The sequence below is a fragment of the Candidatus Enterococcus testudinis genome (assembly GCF_002140915.1).
GTDB lineage: Bacteria > Bacillota > Bacilli > Lactobacillales > Enterococcaceae > Enterococcus_D > Enterococcus_D testudinis.
On the sequence record NZ_NGKU01000001.1, the window covers coordinates 2411549 to 2432527 of the forward strand.

Sequence of the window (20979 nt, forward strand, 5' to 3'; positions counted from 1 at the left end):
ATTTCTATGATTTGATCGTTCATTGGTGTACATGGGCTTTACATTGACACTGACCTGGAATACAGTTACAGGCAATGTCGGCGACTGGTTGTTTCGCAGCCAATGCCTCTTGAAGCATTTGGATATCCTCGACGGTTAGATCCGCTTCTGTTAGCATTTCACTGATGGTTTGACCGATTTTTTTGGCACAAATATGAGAGAATAAATTCTCCGTCGCACTGCGTACCGTTGCTTCTTCTGAAACCAACGGCGTATAAATAAATTTTTTTCCCTGCGCTTCAGGTTCCAGTACACCTTTTTTGACCAATCGGCCCAACAACGTTTTGACTGTTGCCGATTTCCAATTTTTGTTTGTACTGAGTAAATCGGTGATCTCTTTGGCCGTCGATTGGCCCATTGTCCAGATCACCCGCATAACTTCCCATTCTGAATCACTGATTTTGATTGGTTCTTCTATGTTTTCCACTGTTTGACACCTCACTTCTATGCATCTGATAACTAAAGTTTACAACTGTAATCGTCATTTGTCAAAAAAAGATACCTCACCGTTAATTAGGAGGCATCTCGTTTTAGTTTTCAGTTAGAAATGAACACGATAAGTTGTCACTGAGTGAAAAGGTGTCTCTGGGCGCAACGTAATATCGCCGAACTGCTGAAATTTCTCTGTGCCAGGCACACCTTGTGTTTCAATAGCCATTGCACCATGGTTCGCCATTGGTCCAGTTTTCATTGCGGCACCGACTTCTCCAGTCCCTGTCGTATAAATCACGACTGCCGGACGATCAGTCGTCACCGTTAACCGTACTTTCTGATCAGGACTGGTGACTTGCAGATCCCATTCTTGCTCATGATCTAGTAAAAATGGATCATCTAGTAAAGTATCACCGATCTCACGTTCTTTCGTAAAGTCGAACTTGGTTCCAGCAACCGCGGTTTTTGCGCCAGTCGTCGTGACATCTTCATTGGTTTCTGCCACATGATTGGCGTTGATCTGAACAAGATGCGTGTCGATTGCTTTCTGAGTGTCACCGGTCAAATTAAAATAGCCGTGGTTGGTTGGATTGAATAATGTTGCTTGATCTGTCACCGCATCGTAGGTGAGGGATAAAGCATTGTCATTTGACAGCGTATACGTCACTTGATAACGGACATTGCCTGGAAAACCACCCGTGCCATCCCTTCGATCGGTGGTAAAAATCACACCCGCTTTTGTTTGGTCTTCAAAGGTTTCAGCAAGCCACGTATCGGTATCTAACCCATTGAATCCACCATGCAGCGTATTGCCGCCATCGTTGTCTTCTGTCTGATATTCTTTGCCATCGATGGTAAAGCGCGTACCCGCGATCCGTCCCGCAACAGGACCGATCGTCGCACCATAATAACGGGCATCGATATGGCCTTGGATCGAGTCATAGCCCGCTACGATATCACGCCCTTCTTCGATTGGAATCACCCAATCTAATAAGCGGGCACCTTCGGGACTCACCCTAACGATGGTACCGCTCTCATTTGTTAGTTCATAAATTGTACCCATTGTATCTGAAGTCAGTTGCTTGACGCTTGTCATTTTTTCATTCCTTCTTTCCTTTACCTTTTGATAGACACCTTTAGTATAGACGTTACATAGGCCCTGCGTCAAATCTGCAAAAAAAAAACAAGCAGCAACTGCTTGTTTTATTTTTTGTGCTTTGGTTGATAATGTTTGCGTTTCATACGTGCTTCTTTCATCTGCGCCGCATCATCTGCCGGATCTTTTTCTGATTTTCTTTCGATTCGTTTATCTGAATGAGTGTTCAACACTTGTTGACGGTAACGCCGATTGCCCAAGAATTTCAAGCCATGCATCAATGGCTGCCGGTTTTCTCCCACCAAACCAATCAATTCAATAAACAATTCGATGCCAAAACCCGTACTGATAATCAGCAAAATGATCGCTGTATTGCTGGCATAGTTCATCAAAAGCGCAATGAATGAAAAGACCAACGCCAATGCATAGATAGTCAACACAGTCCCTCGATGAGTAAAACCTAAGGACAACAATCGATGATGCAAATGCATTTTATCCGCTGAAGAAATTTTTTGTTTATTAAACTTACGGCGAATCATGGCATAAACTGTATCAGTGATCGGTACACCCAAAATCAGCATCGGCGTCACCACTGTAATGAAAGTCGCATTCTTTAATCCCTGCAGAGAAAGCACTGAAATCATAAATCCTAGGAACAACGCGCCCGTATCCCCTAAGAAAATCGTTGCAGGATAGAAATTATAAGGAAAAAAACCAATGATTGCGGCAATCAAGGTGAATATCACCATAGGGACCTCCACCGAATTCGGTAAGAAGAAATAACTGATGATACCAATTGTCGTCAAACTAATGATTGATACGCCGCTAGCCAATCCGTCTAAGCCATCAATCAAATTCACTGCATTGGTGATGGCCAAAATCCAGAGAATCGTCATCGGTAAGCCCATCCAATCTAAATCGAAGACCCCGATATATGGAATCGACACTGTACTGATTTTGATACCTGCCACAAAGTAGATTTCTAACGCTGCTATCGTCAGTCCTAGTATCTTTTGCAACGGACTCAATTCGAAAATATCGTCCATCAACCCTGTAAAGACGACGATCGCTGCGCCTAGTAATATCGGCCATACATAATCAAAAGGCAGCATCTCGCGAAATTCCCACAACAAAGCAAAAGAAAAAGCAAAGAATATACTGAGTCCGCCTGCTGTCGGCATCGTTTTGGTATTGATACGCCGTTCTCCTGGTCGATCGACTGCGCCGATTTTAAAGGAAACCAACTTAAAAATCGGTGTCAAGATCAATGAAATGATCATTGTGATAAACAGGCGTACCACAAATTTAAAGGCAAAATCCATTTTGTATACTCGCTTTCCATTATTTCTCTTTGTTTGTAAAGGTATCTTCTATCTTAGAAGAGATACGCTCAACTGGATCTTTTCGCGTCCTGATTTCCTGACCAGTGACATATTCTTCCACCACTGCATTGATGATCCCGCCTAAAATAACCACGGTGGCAGCCAAATTCAGCCAAATCATTAGTACGATGAAACTTCCAATGATTTGATACCCACTGATTTTTGCAGTGAAGTAACGGGCATACAACCCAAAGACTTGCGACAACAACATCCAACCAATCGTCGAAAAAACCGCACCGGGCAAAGTTGATCGCAATTTGACTTTGGCATTTGGTACCAACCAATAAATCATCATCATGATGAACAAGAGTGCCACGATCGTCAAAGGCCATTTCAAGGTTTGGAAGGTGCTGATCAGATTGTCAGGAAATTCAAAAATCGGCTGCAGCAGATCTAAAATGATTTTGCCTAGCCCAAACACCATGGTCACACCCACGATGGCAATCATAAATAACAAAATAATCACAAATGATACTGCCCGAACAACAATAAAATTTGACCGCTGATCGACACCAAAGGCTTTATTCATGGCAATCTGCAGTGCATTGATACTTTGACTAGCAGACCACAAAGCGGCCAAAGCCGAGATCGACAACAAGCCGCCGGAACTGTTGGTCAGCAAACTCTCGATTGCTGGTCCAATGAAGTCATAGATTTCCCTAGGAAACAATTCTTGCACATAAGGCAGGACGGTATTCGGATCGATCGATAAAAATGGCAGCAAATTCCCGACCGCAATCAGCAATGGAAAAAGCGAAAACAGTAAATAATAGGCAACCACCACCGAGGTCGTCCCCATCTCTGATTCAGTGATTCGCACTTGTGTTGTTTCAATAAAGCGCATCAGTTTCTGATTGCTTTTGACTTTTTCTACGATTTTCATGTTGTCTTTCCTCCGCCAGCGGTCATCTGCCTTTTTATCATTTTGTTGTCTTCATTGCCTTCAATAGGTGCCTTCTTCTCCTTGAGAAGTTAAAATACGCGGACCCTCTTTTGTGATCGCCAAACTATGCTCGTATTGGCAGCTTAATCCGCCATCAAGGGTATAGGCTGTCCAGCCATTGGGATCCATTTTCATTTTCCACGTACCGGTATTAATCATCGGTTCAATCGTGATGACCATCCCTTCTTTTAGACGCAATCCTTTGCCAGCTTCTCCATAATGCGGAATCATCGGGCTTTCATGGATCGTCGGTCCAATGCCATGGCCTACAAAATCACGGACAACGCCATATCCTTCACTTTCGGCATAGGTTTGGATCGCGTGACCGATATCACCGATGCGATTGCCCACTTGTGCTTGTTCGATCCCCAAGTACAGTGCTTTTTTCGTCACAGCCATTAAATGATCAAGTGCTGGATTTGACTCGCCGACAACATAACTCCAACAAGAATCAGAGATGGCTCCTTTCAGGTCAATACACATATCTACCTTGATCAAGTCGCCATTTTTTAATGGTTTTTTGCGGGGAAATCCGTGACAGATTTCGTTGTTGATGCTGCAGCAAGTGGCATATTTATAGTCCTCAAAGCCAATTTGTGCTGCAATACCACCATGGCTTTCAATATAGTTGCGTACAAATACTTCAATATCCCAGCTTGTGATTCCTGGTTTGATAAAACCGCGCAATTGTTTATGCACGTCTGCCAACAAAGCGCCTGAAGCAGCCATGCTGTCAATTTCTCTGGCAGATTTTAATGTGATCATGTTCTCGTCTCCCTCAATTAAATTCCTCTTATTTTACCATAGAAATTCGTTTTTAGACAAAAATCGCCAACATTATAAAGAGTTTCTCAAGATTTGTTTTCAATTCAGTTGGCTTTTGCTATAATCTAAGAGAGTTTTCAAGGGAACTGTAGAAAGATTGGAGGAAAAAAGCCAATGACTTTAGCAAAAATCGTCTATGCAAGTATGACCGGTAACACGGAAGAAATCGCGGATATCGTGTCTGAAGCATTAGAAGACTTATCGTTAGAAGTAGAAATGAATGAATGCACACAAGTCGATGCTGATGATTTCGAAGATGCCGATATTTGTATCGTGGCGACTTATACTTATGGAGACGGTGAGCTACCGGATGAAATCGTTGATTTCTATGAAGATCTCCAAGAATTAGACTTAAGCGGCAAAATCTTTGGGGTGTGCGGATCAGGAGATACATTCTATGATGATTTTTGTCAATCAGTAGATGATTTTGAAGCAGCTTTCATCAAGACCGGTGCGACAAAAGGCGCCGATAGTGTCAAAGTAGACTTAGCTGCTGAAGAAGACGATATCCAACACTTAGAAGCATTTGCGAAGAAAATTGCAGCGGCTCTAGCGTAATCAAAAACACCTCTTTCCTATGGAAAGAGGTGTTTTTTTTATTTATAAGTAATATCTATCGGTGTGTCTCGACTGAGAATGTTGTCCACCGTTTCGGTCATCAATTTGGCGATTTGATCTTCTGTCGGATGAATGATTCCAGAAGACATCAACGCTGCTAATCCAGTTGCCACGATCCAGACGCCTGTGTGCAATGACTGCAATTCATCAGTGCTCAATTCACTGTACTTAGGCTCTTTTTTCACAGATTTGACGAACAAATCAAATGAAAATTGCTGCATGGAGTCTCCTCCACCGTATTCTTCTAAATATAAAGCACGGTATAGGCGTTTTTCTTTATTCGCAAAACCGATATAATTCAAGGTCAAGTCAACAATGATATCTCCTCGGCGTTCGATAGGAAATACTTCTGTGGCTAAGTAGTCATAGATTTGACTGATCAGCGCACTTTTTAGATCATCCATATTTTTAAATTCTAAATAAATCGGTTGGGTTGAACACTTCATTTTCGCTGCGATATTGCGTGCGGTAAAGCGGGTGAATCCTTCGGTTGCGACAACTTCATAGGCAGCTTTTAAAATCTGGTCTCTAGTGATCGTTTTCTTTCTTGCCATAATTTTTTAATCTCCTTAATCCTGCTATACATCGCTTTCAGAAAAACCTTTTTCTTATTGTATCATGTTTTTTTAAGTTTGCAAAACAACTTTTAAATTTTACTTAGCAAGAGTTTCATAGAATCCACATAGATTTCTCCTGTTTTTTTGCCAACTATTTGGTTTGTGGATAAAAAAAATAAGTGCTATCATATAGTAAGTTATAAAATGAAAAATATGGAGGAATTTTAATGGTTTTACCAAATTTTAATCAAAACTTAGAAAAATACGCGCAACTGATCACTGAAGTTGGCGTAAATGTGCAAGCAGGACATACGATCGTGATCCAAATCGCTGTTGATCAGGCCCCTTTGGCCCGTTTATTAACGACCAAGGCCTATGAACTAGGTGCAGCTGAAGTTGTCGTTCAATGGACCGACGATGTCGTCCAAAAAGAGTTTTTAGCGCATGCGGCTGATGATCGACTTTCAAACATCCCTCAATACAAAATTGACCAAACCGATGATTGGGTCGAAAAAGGTGCCAGCCGTATCAGCGTCGTTTCAGCAAACCCTGATGCCCTCGCTGGTGTGGATTCAGACCGTGTTGCGTTATTCCAAGCAGCGTCCGGCAAAGCGATGATGAACTTGCGTCAAGCGACGCAAGCCAACAAAGTCAGCTGGACAGTCGTTGCCGCGGCTGGTGCTGATTGGGCTCAAAAAGTGTTCCCAGACGCTTCTCCAGAAGATGCACAAGATCAATTATGGGACCAAATTTTCAAAACCACCCGTATCTATGAAGCTGATCCAGTAGCCGCTTGGAAGAACCATGATGAAACACTACAAGTCAAAGCCGAAGAATTGAACAAAGAACAATTTTCAGCTTTGCATTACACTGCACCAGGCACTGACTTAACGATTGGTTTGCCAAAAAACCACCTATGGGAAGGCGCTGGCAGTTACAATGCCCGCAACGAAAAGTTCATGGCCAATATGCCGACTGAAGAAGTCTTCACTGCACCTGATAATCGCCGCATCGACGGGTATATCTCAAGTACCAAACCATTAAGCTATGCTGGCACGATCATTTCTGGCATGAAGTTCACCTTTAAAGAAGGCAAAGTCGTTGATTTTTCTGCGGAACAAGGTCAAGACGTGTTGGGTAAATTATTGGCGATCGATGAAGGCGCCAAAAGCTTAGGAGAAGTGGCATTGGTTCCTGACCCATCCCCTATCTCGCAATCAGGCATCATTTTCTTCAATACATTATTTGACGAAAATGCTTCAAACCACTTGGCATTGGGCTCTGCCTACGCCTTTAGTTTGCAAGGCGGTACAGATATGTCTGAAGAAGAATTGGCAGCTGCTGGTTTGAATCGAAGTCAAACCCATGTGGACTTTATGGTCGGTTCTGATCAAATGTCCATTGACGGCATTAAAGAAGACGGTACCCGAGTACCTGTTTTCCGTAATGGCGACTGGGCATAATTTTGACAAAAGCGGAGGCGCATGACGCGCGTCCGTTTTTTACATAGATTATTCGATCAGCATCGATTTTTACGATAGTCATCCGCTATTTTTTTTGATAAAATCAATGTTGATAGTCTTTGATCAGAGAGGAATGATACGATGACACCAAATCGAGAAGATTATTTAAAGCTGATACTGGAGCTTGGTGGTGACCAAAAAAAAATCAACAACAAACAAATCGTGTCAGGATTAGCTGTTTCTGCAGCCTCCGTTAGTGAAATGATCTCAAAACTGCTAAAAGAAGGCTTAGTCGAACACTCTCCTTATCAAGGTGTTCAGTTAACCAGTACTGGTCTAGCATCTGCTAGTGCACTGATCCGCAAACATCGCTTGTGGGAAGTGTTTCTTGTGGAACACTTGCATTATTCATGGAATGAAGTCCATGACGATGCGGAAGTATTGGAGCACGTGACCTCTGAGACCCTCGCGGCACGCTTAGAAACCTACTTAGATAACCCTCGTTTTTGTCCCCATGGCGGCATGATCCCGGAACAAGGGCAAATGATCCACGAAGGGGAAAAGAATACGATGAGCACTTTTCCTGTTGGCACAAAGATTCGCATCGCTCGGGTACTTGATGAGCGGGAATTATTAGATTATCTTGTCTCGATTGATCTGAATATTCATGAAGAATATCAAATCATCGATGCAGCGGCTTATGAAGGACCAATCACGATCAAAAATGACAAAAAAGAAATCGCGGTCAGCTACAAAGCGGCTAGTACGATTTTTGTCGATAAACTGTAAGGAGTGAATATGATGGAAAAAAAGGTACTTTTTACAATCTTTGGCGGAACAGGCGATTTGGCCCAACGCAAACTATATCCTTCCTTGTTTCGGTTGTACAAGAAAGGTGATTTGAAGGAAGACTTTGCTGTGATCGGTACAGCAAGACGTCCTTGGTCAGACGACCATTACCGCGGCGTCATTTTGGATACCATCAAGGATTTGATCGACGATCAATCGCAAGCTGAAACTTTCGCTTCGCATTTTTACTATCAATCCCACGATGTCACGGATACTAGCCACTACGATGCATTGAAAGAGTTAGCCGATAAGTTGGACAAGCAATACCACTTAGACGGCAATCAATTGTTTTACTTGGCGATGTCCCCTAACTTTTTCGGTACGATCGTCTCTCACTTGAAATCTCAAGGCATGCTGGATACCAACGGATACCATCGTGTGATCATTGAGAAACCTTTTGGCAGCGACTTTGAAACGGCCAAAGAATTAAATGATGAAATCAACAACGTTTTTGCGGAAGATGAAATTTATCGTATCGACCATTATTTAGGCAAAGAGATGATCCAGAATATTTCAGCGATCCGCTTTGCCAATAATATCTTCGCTTCCATGTGGAACAATCGCTACATCGACAATGTCCAAATCAATATCGCAGAAAATTTAGGTGTTGAAGAACGCGGCGGTTATTATGACAAGAGCGGCGCATTGAAAGATATGGTCCAAAACCATATTTTGCAAATCCTTTCATTGCTGGCAATGGAACCTCCGGTAGCCTTTTCTGAGAAAGAATTGCGGACCGAAAAAATCAAAGCCTTGAATGCGATCCGTATCTATTCCGAAGAAGAGGTCAAAACCCACTTCGTTCGCGGACAGTACGCCAAAGGTCAATTAGAGGACAAGACATTTGCCGGCTATCGCGAAGAAGCCAATGTCGAAGAAGAATCTGCGACAGAAACCTTTGTCGCTGGTAAATTTATGATCGATAATTTCCGCTGGTCTGGTGTTCCTTTCTATGTCCGAACAGGCAAACGTTTGACTGAAAAAGGCACCCGTATCAACATTGTCTTCAAACAAGTTCCTGTAAATGTCTTTAAGCAAGATTTCAATGAATCAAACACGAATGAAAGTTTGGCACCGAATGTCTTAACGATTTATATCCAACCAACGGAAGGTTTCTCATTGTCCTTGAATGGCAAAGAAATCGGCCAAGGGTTCGAAACCATTCCAGTCAAGTTGGATTACCGCAATAGTACGGAAATCGTTGAAAATACGCCAGAAGCATATGAAAAGCTGCTGCTAGATGCTTTGAATGGTGATGGCACCAACTTTACCCACTGGGATGAAGTAGCCCAATCATGGCGCATCGTTGATGTTATCCGTCATGCTTGGGATCAAGAAACGCCAGATTTTCCCAATTATGCGGCTGGCACGATGGGTCCACAAGCCGCTTATGATTTATTGGCAACTGATGGGTTTGAGTGGATTTGGCGCCCGGATGAATGGTACCGCCAACGAGATTTACTATCAGATAAATAAATATACGACCAATTGGATGGGCAAAAAAACAGCCAATTGGTCGTTTTTATTTTGCACATATTTTGTATAATTGAAGGAACATATGAATCAGGGAGGAACTTTATGCAGCAAGTATTAACGATTGCCGGTTTAGACAGTTTAGCTGGCGGCGGTGCAACCGCAGACATCAAAACATTGGAAGAATTCAATGTGTTTGGTCATGTGCTGTTAACATCGGTTGTTGCCATTGATCAACCTTTGTTGTTTCACGATTTGCCATTGGCTGTCATACATGCACAACTTGACTCATTAAAAAAAGCGGTCGATTTTTCTGCCATTAAAATTGGACTGATCCATCAAGTGGCAGCTATAGATATCGTAAAAGATTTTTTGACCACCGTTGATTGTCCCGTCGTTTTAGATCCGGTCCTTGCCTTTAAAGAAGGCGATACCCAATTTAATCAATCCTATCAATCTGGCCTGATTACCCTCTTCCCTTACAGCACTTTGGTCACACCTAATTTAGAAGAGGCGCAGCAACTCGCTGAAATGACCATTGATTCAGTGGAGGATATGAAACGAGCAGCCAAAAAAATCAATGCTTTGGGTGCCAGGCAAGTATTGATCAAAGGCGGCAGTCGAATCGCGGGTGATTTAGCCTATGATGTACTTTATCAACAAGGAACGTATACCGTTTTGGAGGCACCCAAAAGCAGCGCACAAACTACCAATGGCGCTGGCTGTACCCTATCCGCAGCAATCGCCGCTTTATTGGCACAAGAAGTACCGTTGGAAGAAGCTGTCCGCAAAGCCAAAGCCTTCGTTTTGGCAGGGATCGAAAATGGTATACCATTAAAAAATCAAGCAGGCAATGTCAATCAACTCGCCTATTATAGAAAGGATGTCCGCCAATGAAAGTCAAACAAATCACACTGATTGCTATGCTCACCGCATTGACTACCGCGTTGTCACTCGTCTTTATCATTCCCGTTCCGCAAACCAAGGGCTTCGTCACACTATGTGAGACCGGTATTTATACCGCTGCCCTTTTATTTGGTCCCGCTGCTGGGGCTTTTGTAGGTGGACTCAGTGGGGGGCTGATCGATTTACTGTCGGGCTATCCAGAGTGGGCTGTCTTTTCGATTTTGATTCACGGGCTGCAAGGCTGGTTAGTCGGTCGATTGGCCCATCGGCCTATCTTGGGCGTCAGCCTAGGAAGCCTGATTATGATCATTGGCTATGCCGCTGCTACTTTCCTGCTTTTCGGTTTTGGTGCCGGCATCGCCTCGATCCCCGGCAATCTGATCCAAACGATTTTTGGCAGTGTCGTGGCATTACCTTTGGTGCAAGCACTGCGCCGTACCAACAAATTCCCGATGAATGAGAGATGAATAAAGATGATAGCAGCAGATACATTACACAAAGATTTACAAACAATCGTCAATGAAGTGATCACAACAGCCAATGTCAAAGAAAACGAGCTTTTTGTTTTGGGTTGTTCCACGAGTGAAGTCGTTGGCGGTTTGATTGGCAAAAATTCCAGTCAAGAAACGGGACAATTGATTGTTCAAGCAATCTTAGCTGTGCTCAAGCCAAAGGGGATTCGTTTAGCAGTCCAAGGATGTGAACATCTCAATCGGGCATTAGTCGTTGAGCGTTCCACAGCAGAGCGTTATCAATTAGATGAGGTCGCTGTCGTCCCTGCCCTTCACGCTGGCGGCGCCTGTTCTGTTGCGGCCTTCCAATTATTCGATGATCCCGTAGAAGTCGAGCATATCGTTGCCAAAGCCGGCATTGATATCGGTGATACTGCAATCGGTATGCATATCAAACACGTCCAGATCCCGATTCGTCCAAGTATTCAAACATTGGGCGGCGCTCATGTTACCGCACTAGGTTCACGGCCGAAATATATTGGTGGGCCGCGGGCAATGTATCCAGAATCAAGTCAATCTTAAACAGATGAAAGACGACAACACAAAGTAGTCCGTGTTGTCGTCTTTCATTTTTACTATTGATAAACCAACGTACGCAATGCTTGGTCCACTTTTTCAGCAGCCAATCGGCCTTCGCGAATCGCCCAAATCACCAGACTTGGTCCACGTTTGGCATCACCAGCTACGAGCACCCGCTCATTGTTGGTGGTGTAATCGTCATACACTTCATTGACCCCAAATGCATCTAGTAATGTTGTTTCTGGACCTAAAAAGCCCATTGCCAGTAAAACCAGATCCGCTTTGATGACTTCCTTGCTGCCGGCGATCGGTTGAAAACGGTCGTCTACGGCTACTGTTTCTAAAGCAATCAGTTGTCCTCTCTCAGCGCCAATAAAGGCCGTTGTCGACACGCTATGGTAGGTCACTTGACTTTGGAATACTTCCGCCGCTTCTTCTTGGCCATAGCCTGTGCGGGCTGTCAGAGGATATTCCGGCCAAGGATTGCTGGCTGTTCTCTGTAATGGTGGTTGCGGTGTGATCTCTAGCTGACGTACAGATGCTGCGCCTTGTCTGACCGCTGTACCGATACAATCATTTCCTGTATCGCCGCCACCAATGACCACCACATGTTTCCCGGCCAATTTTTTGCTTGTCGCTTCTTTGCCATGTTTCAAGACATCTTTGGTTGCCTCAGTTAAATAATCAACAGCAAATTGCACACCTGTCAATGAACGGCCTGGTACTTTCAAATCTCGCGGGACACTTGCCCCAGTTGACAGGATGACACGATCATATTGTGCAGCCAATTCATCGGCTGAAATATCGCGACCAATTTCTGTGTTGCCGACAAAACGCACACCTATATCTGCCATCAGATCAATACGTCGTTGGACAACGTCTTTATCTAATTTCATATTGGGGATACCGTACATCAGCAAGCCGCCAAAGCGGTCACTCCGCTCATAAACAGTCACTTGATGCCCCAATTGATTCAAACGCCATGCAGCAGATAAGCCCGCAGGCCCGCTGCCAACGATGGCGACTTTGAAACCAGTTGCTTCTTGCGGCATCCCAGATGTTTTGACCCAATCATTTTCAAAAGCCGTATCGATGATAAAGCGTTCATTGTCATGAATCGTGACACCTGAACCATTCAATGCTTCCGTACATCCCTTTTCACAAGGTGCTGGACAGACCCGCCCTGTCATTTCCGGCAATGGATTGGTTCTTGCCAAGCGTTCAAAAGCCGCTTGGGTTCGACCTTGGTAGACCAAATCATTCCATTCAGGAATCAAGTTGTCATTGGGACACCCTGAAACCGTCCGTTGTCCACCGTAGAAAGAGCCGGTGTGACAAAACGGAATACCACAATTCATACAACGGGCGGCTTGTTCTTGTCTTTCCTCTTCTGGCAAGGGCGTTTGCAGTTCTTCCCAATCAGTGATCCGCTCAGAAACTGGGCGTGTCGGGTTTTCAACTCTTGCATGTTTTAAGAAACCAAATGGATCTGCCATGTTTAATCACGCGCCTTTCCTGGAATAGTTAATTGGGTACCGACAACAGATTCAAAGGCCTTTTCTACTAAGGCGTCGCCGACATACCCTTCTGCGGCAAATTGATCTGTTGCTTCGACCATATGATGATACTCGGTCGGATAGACTTTCACAAAATCTTGTTTCGCTCGTGGCCAATCTTGTAAAATTTCAGCCGCTTTTAAAGAGTCTGTGTAAGCAAAGTGCTGTTCGATCATTTCCTTCAATTGCTGATCATTGCCGCTTTCATCCACTTGATACAAATCGACCATTTCCATGTTGCACTTTGCGGCAAATTCATGATTTGGATCATAGACATACACGACCCCACCTGACATACCAGCGCCAAAATTACGTCCTGTTTTGCCAAGAATAACCACGACACCGCCAGTCATATATTCACAGCCATGATCACCAACTCCTTCGACAACCACTCTCGCGCCACTATTACGGACACAAAAGCGCTCACCGGCTGTACCACGGAAGTAGCCTTCTCCTTTATTGGCACCAAAGCAAGCAACATTCCCAACGATTGGTGAATGCTCGACGTCATAGGCAGCATCTTCTGGTGGTACGATAATCAATCGGGCACCACTTAGTCCTTTGGCAACATAATCATTGGCTTCACCGATCAATTTCAACTCAATCCCTTGCGTCGCAAATGCGCCAAAACTTTGACCTGCAATGCCCTGATAGGTATACCGCAATAACCCTGGTGCTACCTGATCATTCCCAAAGCGCTCAGCGATCCAACCACCTAGTCGAGCCCCAACCGAACGTTGAACATTGTTGATTGATTGGCTGACTGATATTGGCTCATTTTGTTCAATCGCCGCCTGTGCAAAGGAATCTAATTCAGGCCATTGGCGTTTTTCTAGGAATGGATCTGTCACTTTGCGTTCGATTGGTATCGATTGGCCAATCATTCTAGAGAAATCTAACGATTTGGCTTTGCCTTTTGCAACAAAGCGCGGTGCCAATACTTCTGCGTGACCAACCATTTCATCAATCGTTCGAAAACCAAGTTCCGCCATCGTTTCCCGCAAATCTTCCGCCAAAAAGTGCATCGTATTGATGATGTGTTCAGGTTTTCCGGCAAAGAATTTCCGTAACGCTGGATTTTGTGTAGCAATACCCACAGGACAGGTATTCAAACTGCAGACCCGCATCATCACACAACCAATCGCCACCAATGCCAAGGAAGCAAAACTATACTCTTCTGCTCCTAATAATGCAGCGATCGCAATATCGCGGCCGGTCATTAATTTGCCATCCGTTTCTAAGGTCATTCGTTGCCGTAAATTGTTCATGGCTAACGTCTGATGTGCCTCAGCAATCCCCATTTCCCAAGGTAAACCGGCATCACGAATAGAGTTCCGTGGTGAGGCGCCTGTTCCGCCATCATACCCTGAGATCACAACGACATCCGCACCCGCTTTAACGACACCGGTCGCAATCGTGCCCACCCCGGTACTAGAAACCAATTTGACATTGATTCGGGCATATGGATTAATGGCCTTCAAATCATAAATCAGCTGTGCCAAATCTTCGATTGAATAAATATCATGATGGGGCGGTGGTGAAATCAATCGTACCCCAGGGGTTGAACCGCGAATCTCTGCCACCCATGGAAAAACTTTGTTTCCAGGCAACTGACCGCCTTCACCCGGTTTGGCCCCTTGCGCCATTTTGATCTGCAATTCATCTGCACTCATCAAGTATTCCGCATTCACACCAAAACGGCCAGAAGCCACTTGTTTGATTCGGCTATTATAATTGATGCCGTCTACTGGCTTGAACCGATTGCGGTTTTCGCCACCTTCTCCACTATTTGATTTTGCGCCGATGGCATTCATCCCTTCAGCGATACAGCGATGGGCTTCTTCACTTAAAGACCCATAAGACATGGCCCCTACTTTGAATCGTTTGACGATCGTTTCTACGGGTTCTACTTCTGCTAATGGGATGCTCGGGCGGTTCTTTTCAAAGGTCCACATCGCACGCAATGTCGTGGGATGTGCGAGTGCATCTTGGTCCATCTCGGCTGCATAAGCTTTATATAAACCGTAGTCACCTGTGCGAACCGCTTTTTGAAATCCATAGATTGTCTTTGGATTGAACAAATGATGCTCGCCATCTGCTTTGTATTGAAAACTTCCCCCGGATTCAAGATAATCCGTTTGCTTGCTGCCATAAGCTGCTTGATAACGGTTGAGATATTCCTCTTCGATCTGTTGCAAAGATAAGCCGCCGATTCTCGTCGCTGTTCCGGTGAAATAGTCGCTGACGACTGTTTCAGAAATACCTACCGCTTCAAAGAGCTGGGCACCATGATAACCAGCGATCGTTGAGATCCCCATCCGCGACATGATTTTGATGATCCCTTTCTCACAGGCTTTCCGATACTTTTCAACCTTATCTGACAACGCTACATGAACCAATGTTTGGTAGGCACCATATGGATGAATCCCGCTGGCACCGTAGCCAATCAACATGGCATAATGATGGACCTCGCAGACCTCAGCCGTGTCAACAATGATTGAAGCCATTGACCGTTTGCCCTTTTTCACCAAATAATTGTGCAGCCCTGAGACGGCCAATAAGATAGGTATCGCCATCTTGCCTTTTTGTGGTTTCATGTCCGGTGTATCACCTCGATCACTTAATACAATGATCGTGGCCCCTTGATCGATTTTGACTTCTGTTTCCTTAAATAGCGTTTCTAACGCCGCTTGCAACCCTCCGCTTTGATCGTTTTCAACTTGATAGAGGATGGATTGGATCATGGTCTTTTGACCAGCTTGGTCCAAATGCTTGATTTTCGTATAATCAGTTGTCGTCAACACCGGACTGCTGATTTTCAGTTTGTTGCAATTGATTTGACTATCTTTTGCGATATCTCCATCTCGCCCTAGAAACAATTCGGTCCCAATCACAAGTTGTTCTCTGATTGCATCGATTGGCGGATTCGTGACTTGCGCAAATTGTTGTTTGAAGTAGGTAAACAATGATTGCGGCTTTTCGCTGAGGATAGCCAGTGGTGAATCAAAGCCCATTGAGATAACAGGTTCTTCACCATTTTCAGCCATTGGCATAATCAAGGTTCGGATGATTTCATCTGTGTAACCATTCAATTTCCAAAGTTGCTGCATGTCTGCTGTTGTCTGTTCTTCCACAACTTCTTGATCAACAACCAAATCATTCGGTGTCAATAAGTGATCCTGCAGCCAGTCTCGATACGGATACGCTTTGGCATAATGTTCTTTGATTTCTTGGTTGCGTAATATTGTCCCATGGACGGTATCTACTAAGAACATATTGGCTGGGCCTAAGACACCCTTTTCGATCACTTCTGCAGCCGGTAAGTCAACTACACCTGACTCAGAGGCAACGATGACAAAGCCTGATTTTGTGATCGAATAACGTGAGGGTCGCAATCCATTTCGATCAAGTGCGGCACCCACCATATCACCATCGGTAAAACATAGCGCAGCAGGTCCATCCCAAGGTGCCATGAAACTTGCATTGTACTCGTTGAAGGCTGTGAGTTCAGGTGACAAACCTGCTTCATTCGACCACGCTTCTGGTACCATCATCAATAAGGCCTGCGGGATATCCCTGCCTTGTCGATACAAGTATTCCATACAATTCTCTAACTTGGCTGAATCAGAATTTTCCTCATCATAGACTTCTATTTGATGACCATGCATCCAATTTTCTGCCCCACGTAATGTATTGATTTCCCCATTATGGGCCAAAAACCGAAATGGCTGTGCACGATTCCAGCTAGGAAACGTATTGGTAGAAAACCGTGAGTGGGTCAAGGCAATGCTTGACGTCATCTCAGGTCGTTGCAGATCTTTGAAAAACAAACCCACTTGATACGCATGGAGCATCCCTTTATAGACAATCGTTTTGCTTGATAGACTACAGATCGAACAAGCATCGCTAGGATAAGTCTTCTCTAATTTACGACGTAACCGATACAACTGATCTTCAAATGGGCGGCCAACTTCAACATCTACTGGTTTTTCGATAAAGAGTTGCAGAAAGGACGGCATCACCTTTTGCGCACCGGGTCCACATTGGTAATAGTCATAAGGAACATCCCGTTGCCAAATGACTTGGAAGCCCCAACTTTGGATATCTTTGATCATCGCCTCTTGGACTTGAAAAGCCCGTACTTTTTCAGAAGGCAAAAACAACATCCCCACTGCGTACTGTCCTTTTTCTGGCAATTCGATGCTGGCAGCTTGGGCTTCAATTCGGAAGAAAGGATCTGGCATAGCCATCAAAATCCCAGCACCGTCACCCGTATCTGGTTCAGCACCAGTACCGCCCCGATGATTCATTCGTTCTAACATCGTCAAAGCATTTTGAATCAATTCTCTAGAATAGAGACCGTCCTTTTGGGCAATAAACCCCATCCCGCAGGCATCCTTTTCAAATTGAGGATCATACATTGACGGTGTTGTGTTTATAGTTAATTTTCCTTCATTCATCGAATCACACTTTCTTTGAATTTTCTGAATTTTCCAACTTAATTACTTGTAGTTGATCTAAATTTTTGAAACGATCGGTTACTCAGTAGAATTATAAAAGCAAACTACATTTTCAATTTCTTTATTTTATCATTTATCTATCCATCAAAAACCTTTATAGATAATATGATGATTAAGGTTTTTATATTATACAACATTATTTTCGTTATTTATAAATTTTAAATGAGAATCGTTTTCAGCTACAACACCAGACAAAACTACCATTTATATGTAAAAAAATCGCACAAACAATAGTATGTTTGTAAGGTATTCTACCTATTTTAGTCACCAAAAGCAAAAAAACAGGCAATCAAAAGGAATGATTACCTGTTTCATGGAAGATTGAGTTGCTTATTTTTCGAATCCTTCAGCAACAGCTTCTGGATAGTTTTCTTCAACGATTTCTGCACAATGTCCGCAAATCGTTGGTAAGTGTTCGTGGCTGCCAACATCTTTGCGCATTTGACGGCAACGTTCACAGACTTCACCATCTGCTTTTTCAACGAGGATCGACACATCTTCAAAGACGTATGCTTCTGCTGGTGCTGCTGTACCTACTGCTGCAATTTCAAAGAAATCAGGTGAGATGATCAACAATTGAGGGATATCTGAATCGATCGCCTTCAATAATGTTGCCACTGGTTCTGTTGGGTAGATCGTCACTTTCGCTTCAAAAGATTTACCAATCAGTTTGGCATTACGGGCTTCTTCTAATGCTTTTAATACGTTATCACGGAAATCTAAGAAGGCCGCCCATTGATCCAACAATTCATCTTGATTGGCAAATGTTTGATAACCAGGAAGTTCAGCCAATTGTACGTAGTCATCATCTTCTTTCAAGTGTGACCAAATTTCTTCTGCTGTATGCGGAATGATTGGTGTCAACAACTTAGTCAATGCAACTGCGGTTTGGTAGAACACTGTTTGCATCGCGCGACGTTGGAAATCATTTTGACCTTCGATATAAACGACATCTTTAGCAAAATCTAAATAGAAAGAAGACATATCAACGGTTAAGAAGTTGATCACTGTGCGATAGATATGCAAGAAATTGTATTTATCATAGCCTTCTTCACGAATCGTTTTGATTGTTTGGTGCAAGCGAACCATCATATATTGATCGACTGAACGTAAGTCTTCAAAAGCGACAGTATCTTTGGCTGGGTCAAAATCAGTTGTATTCGCCAATAAGAAACGCATGGTATTACGAATTTTCCGATAAACTTCAGATACTTGATTCAAAATATCCATTGATACCCGAACGTCTGATTCATAGTCTACACTGCTGACCCACAAACGCAGAATATCCGCACCCATTTGCTTGATGACTTTCTCAGGGGCAATCGTGTTGCCGAGAGATTTACTCATTTTGCGGCCTTCACCATCTAAGGTAAAACCTTGTGAGAGAACAGCTTTATAAGGTGCAACTTCATTGATCGCCACACTCGTAGTGATACTTGAGTTGAACCAGCCGCGGTATTGGTCTGAACCTTCCAAATACATATCCGCAGGGAAAGTCAATTCAGGGCGTTGACGCAAGACAGCTTCATGGGAAGAACCAGAATCGAACCAAACATCCATGATATCCGTTTCTTTAGAAAACTTGCCATTTGGTGAACCTGGGTGGGTAAAGCCAGCTGGCAATAATTCTTCTGCTTCTTTTTCGAACCAAATGGTTGATCCATGTTCAGCAAACAAGTTGGCTACATGTTCAATCGTTTCTGGCGTAATGATGGCTTCGCCGTTTTCCGCATAAAAGATTGGTAGTGGCACACCCCAAGCACGTTGTCGAGAGATCACCCAATCACCGCGGTCGCGAATCATATTGAATAACCGGGTTTTGCCCCATGGAATGATCCAATCCACTTTTTCGATTTCGTCCAAGATATTTTGACGGAATTTATCGATGGATGCAAACCACTGTGGTGTTGCCCGATAAATCACTGGTTTTTTGGTACGCCAGTCATGGGGATAACTATGGGTAAAGAAGTCTAACTTGAGCAATGCCCCTTTTTCTTCTAACAATGCAGTAATCATTGGATTGGCTTTGTCATAAAAGACACCTTCAAAACCAGGTGCTTCATCGGTATACATCCCCCGACTATCTACTGGCGATAATACATCTAAACCATATTTCTTGCTGACGATATAGTCATCTTCACCATGTCCAGGCGCTGTATGAACCAAACCAGTACCCGCATCTAATGTCACATGATCGCCAAGCATCAACAAAGAAGTCCGGTCATAAAATGGATGTTGCGCCGTCATGTTTTCTAATTGGTCACCAGAGAATTCTTGCAAGACTTCAACTGTTTCCCAACCAATCGCTTCCTTGACTGTATCTAATAAATCTTTTGCTACTACAAATTTGCGGCCATCAGCCAAGATCTGCACATAGGCAAATTGGGGATTGACAGAAATACCCAAGTTTGCTGGTAACGTCCAAGGCGTTGTTGTCCAAATCACAAAAGAAGTGTCTGTATCTAATAACTCTTTGCCGTCTGCCACTGGGAAAGCGACATAAATCGATGCAGATTTGACATCTTTGTATTCAATTTCAGCTTCAGCCAAAGAGGACTCACTTGATGGAGACCAATAAATTGGTTTTAAGCCTTTGTAGATATAGCCTTTTTCAGCCATTTTACCAAACACGCGAATTTCAGCAGCTTCATAATCCGGCGTCAGTGTAATGTATGGATGATCCCAATCACCAGAAACACCTAATCGTTTGAAATCTTCTCGTTGGGTATCTACTTGTGTCAATGCATATTCTTCACATTTTTTACGGTATTCAGCCAAGCTCATTTCTTTCCGCTTGATACCTTTATTGGTCAATACTTGTTCAATCGGCAGTCCATGGGTATCCCAACCGGGTACATAAGGTGAACGGAAACCAGACATTGATTTTGAACGTACAATGATGTCTTTGCTGATTTTGTTCAAAGAGTGGCCAATATGGATATTGCCGTTTGCATACGGAGGGCCATCATGTAAGACGAATGTCGGTTTGCCTTCATTTAATGCTTGTCTGCGTTGATAGATTTGTTGTTCTTCCCAATCTTTTTGCCATTCTACTTCCCGATTTGGTAAATTGCCTCGCATCGGAAATTCAGTTTTTCCTAATTGGAGTGTTTCTTTCATTTTCATTTCGATTGCTCCTTTTTGGTTGTTTGGTGCCTTTTGATAAAGACCAAGATTGGTCTTGATGCCTCGCTTGATTAGCCGGTCGTAGTGATTCGTGTCGGGTGACTCCCCTCCCTGTGGTCAGCTAGTACTGTTCATCATCTACTCTGCCTTGCTTTGCAAGTCA

Annotated in this window: 16 protein-coding genes; 7 read left to right on the forward strand and 9 right to left on the reverse strand. The window is 43.7% G+C overall.

What is annotated here, in order from left to right; all coding sequences use genetic code 11:
• Nucleotides 1-19: 19 nt before the first annotated feature.
• The 5 genes from A5886_RS11700 to map form a co-directional block, all read right to left on the reverse strand.
• Nucleotides 20-466 carry a CopY/TcrY family copper transport repressor gene (locus A5886_RS11700; RefSeq protein WP_086275295.1) on the reverse strand — a complete coding sequence of 149 codons (447 nt, stop codon included), beginning with the start codon at nucleotides 464-466 and terminating at the stop codon, nucleotides 20-22.
• 114 nt (nucleotides 467-580) lie between these two features.
• Entirely contained in the window at nucleotides 581-1567 is a 987-nt protein-coding gene (locus A5886_RS11705) for an aldose epimerase family protein (protein ID WP_086275296.1), read from the reverse strand.
• Nucleotides 1568-1674: 107 nt separating this feature from the next.
• On the reverse strand, nucleotides 1675-2889 hold the full coding sequence (locus tag A5886_RS11710; RefSeq protein ID WP_086275297.1) for a glycosyltransferase family 4 protein: 1215 nt from the start codon (nucleotides 2887-2889) through the stop codon (nucleotides 1675-1677).
• Between the two features lie 19 nt (nucleotides 2890-2908).
• Complete coding sequence (locus A5886_RS11715; RefSeq protein ID WP_086275298.1) at nucleotides 2909-3832, reverse strand: YihY/virulence factor BrkB family protein; 924 nt, start codon at nucleotides 3830-3832, stop codon at nucleotides 2909-2911.
• Between the two features lie 60 nt (nucleotides 3833-3892).
• Nucleotides 3893-4657: a type I methionyl aminopeptidase gene (map, locus tag A5886_RS11720; protein WP_086275299.1), complete on the reverse strand. Its 765-nt coding sequence runs from the start codon at nucleotides 4655-4657 to the stop codon at nucleotides 3893-3895.
• Nucleotides 4658-4831: 174 nt separating this feature from the next.
• On the opposite strand from map, the gene A5886_RS11725 reads away from it, so the two are divergent.
• Entirely contained in the window at nucleotides 4832-5275 is a 444-nt protein-coding gene (locus A5886_RS11725) for a flavodoxin (protein ID WP_086275300.1), read from the forward strand.
• Between the two features lie 38 nt (nucleotides 5276-5313).
• Here the strand turns inward: A5886_RS11725 and A5886_RS11730 are convergent, their stop codons facing one another.
• Nucleotides 5314-5889, reverse strand: coding sequence for a TetR/AcrR family transcriptional regulator (locus tag A5886_RS11730; protein ID WP_086275301.1), 576 nt, complete (start codon nucleotides 5887-5889; stop codon nucleotides 5314-5316).
• A gap of 230 nt (nucleotides 5890-6119) precedes the next feature.
• Here A5886_RS11730 and A5886_RS11735 point away from each other — a divergent pair, with 230 nt between their 5' ends.
• The 6 genes from A5886_RS11735 (at nucleotide 6120) to A5886_RS11760 (ending at nucleotide 11617) form a co-directional block, all read left to right on the forward strand.
• On the forward strand, nucleotides 6120-7355 hold the full coding sequence (locus A5886_RS11735) for an aminopeptidase (protein WP_086275302.1): 1236 nt from the start codon (nucleotides 6120-6122) through the stop codon (nucleotides 7353-7355).
• A gap of 141 nt (nucleotides 7356-7496) precedes the next feature.
• Nucleotides 7497-8144 carry a transcriptional regulator EfaR gene (efaR, locus tag A5886_RS11740; RefSeq protein WP_086275303.1) on the forward strand — a complete coding sequence of 216 codons (648 nt, stop codon included), beginning with the start codon at nucleotides 7497-7499 and terminating at the stop codon, nucleotides 8142-8144.
• 9 nt (nucleotides 8145-8153) lie between these two features.
• Nucleotides 8154-9680 (forward strand): glucose-6-phosphate dehydrogenase, encoded by a 1527-nt coding sequence (gene zwf, locus A5886_RS11745; RefSeq protein WP_086275304.1) that lies wholly within the window; start codon nucleotides 8154-8156, stop codon nucleotides 9678-9680.
• A gap of 102 nt (nucleotides 9681-9782) precedes the next feature.
• The gene (locus tag A5886_RS11750; protein WP_086275305.1) at nucleotides 9783-10574 is read left to right on the forward strand and encodes a hydroxymethylpyrimidine/phosphomethylpyrimidine kinase; all 792 of its coding nucleotides are present in this window, start codon (nucleotides 9783-9785) and stop codon (nucleotides 10572-10574) included.
• Nucleotides 10571-11050, forward strand: coding sequence for an ECF transporter S component (locus A5886_RS11755; RefSeq protein ID WP_086275306.1), 480 nt, complete (start codon nucleotides 10571-10573; stop codon nucleotides 11048-11050). The genes A5886_RS11750 and A5886_RS11755 overlap by 4 nt, the downstream gene beginning before the upstream one ends.
• Before the next feature lie 6 nt (nucleotides 11051-11056).
• Entirely contained in the window at nucleotides 11057-11617 is a 561-nt protein-coding gene (locus A5886_RS11760) for a TIGR01440 family protein (RefSeq protein WP_086275307.1), read from the forward strand.
• Nucleotides 11618-11670: 53 nt separating this feature from the next.
• Here the strand turns inward: A5886_RS11760 and A5886_RS11765 are convergent, their stop codons facing one another.
• From A5886_RS11765 to ileS, 3 genes are all read right to left on the reverse strand, one after another.
• Nucleotides 11671-13110, reverse strand: coding sequence for a glutamate synthase subunit beta (locus tag A5886_RS11765; RefSeq protein WP_086275308.1), 1440 nt, complete (start codon nucleotides 13108-13110; stop codon nucleotides 11671-11673).
• Between the two features lie 2 nt (nucleotides 13111-13112).
• Nucleotides 13113-17630 carry a glutamate synthase large subunit gene (gene gltB / locus A5886_RS11770; RefSeq protein WP_086275309.1) on the reverse strand — a complete coding sequence of 1506 codons (4518 nt, stop codon included), beginning with the start codon at nucleotides 17628-17630 and terminating at the stop codon, nucleotides 13113-13115.
• A gap of 390 nt (nucleotides 17631-18020) precedes the next feature.
• Entirely contained in the window at nucleotides 18021-20816 is a 2796-nt protein-coding gene (ileS, locus tag A5886_RS11775) for an isoleucine--tRNA ligase (RefSeq protein WP_086275310.1), read from the reverse strand.
• Nucleotides 20817-20979: the final 163 nt, after the last annotated feature.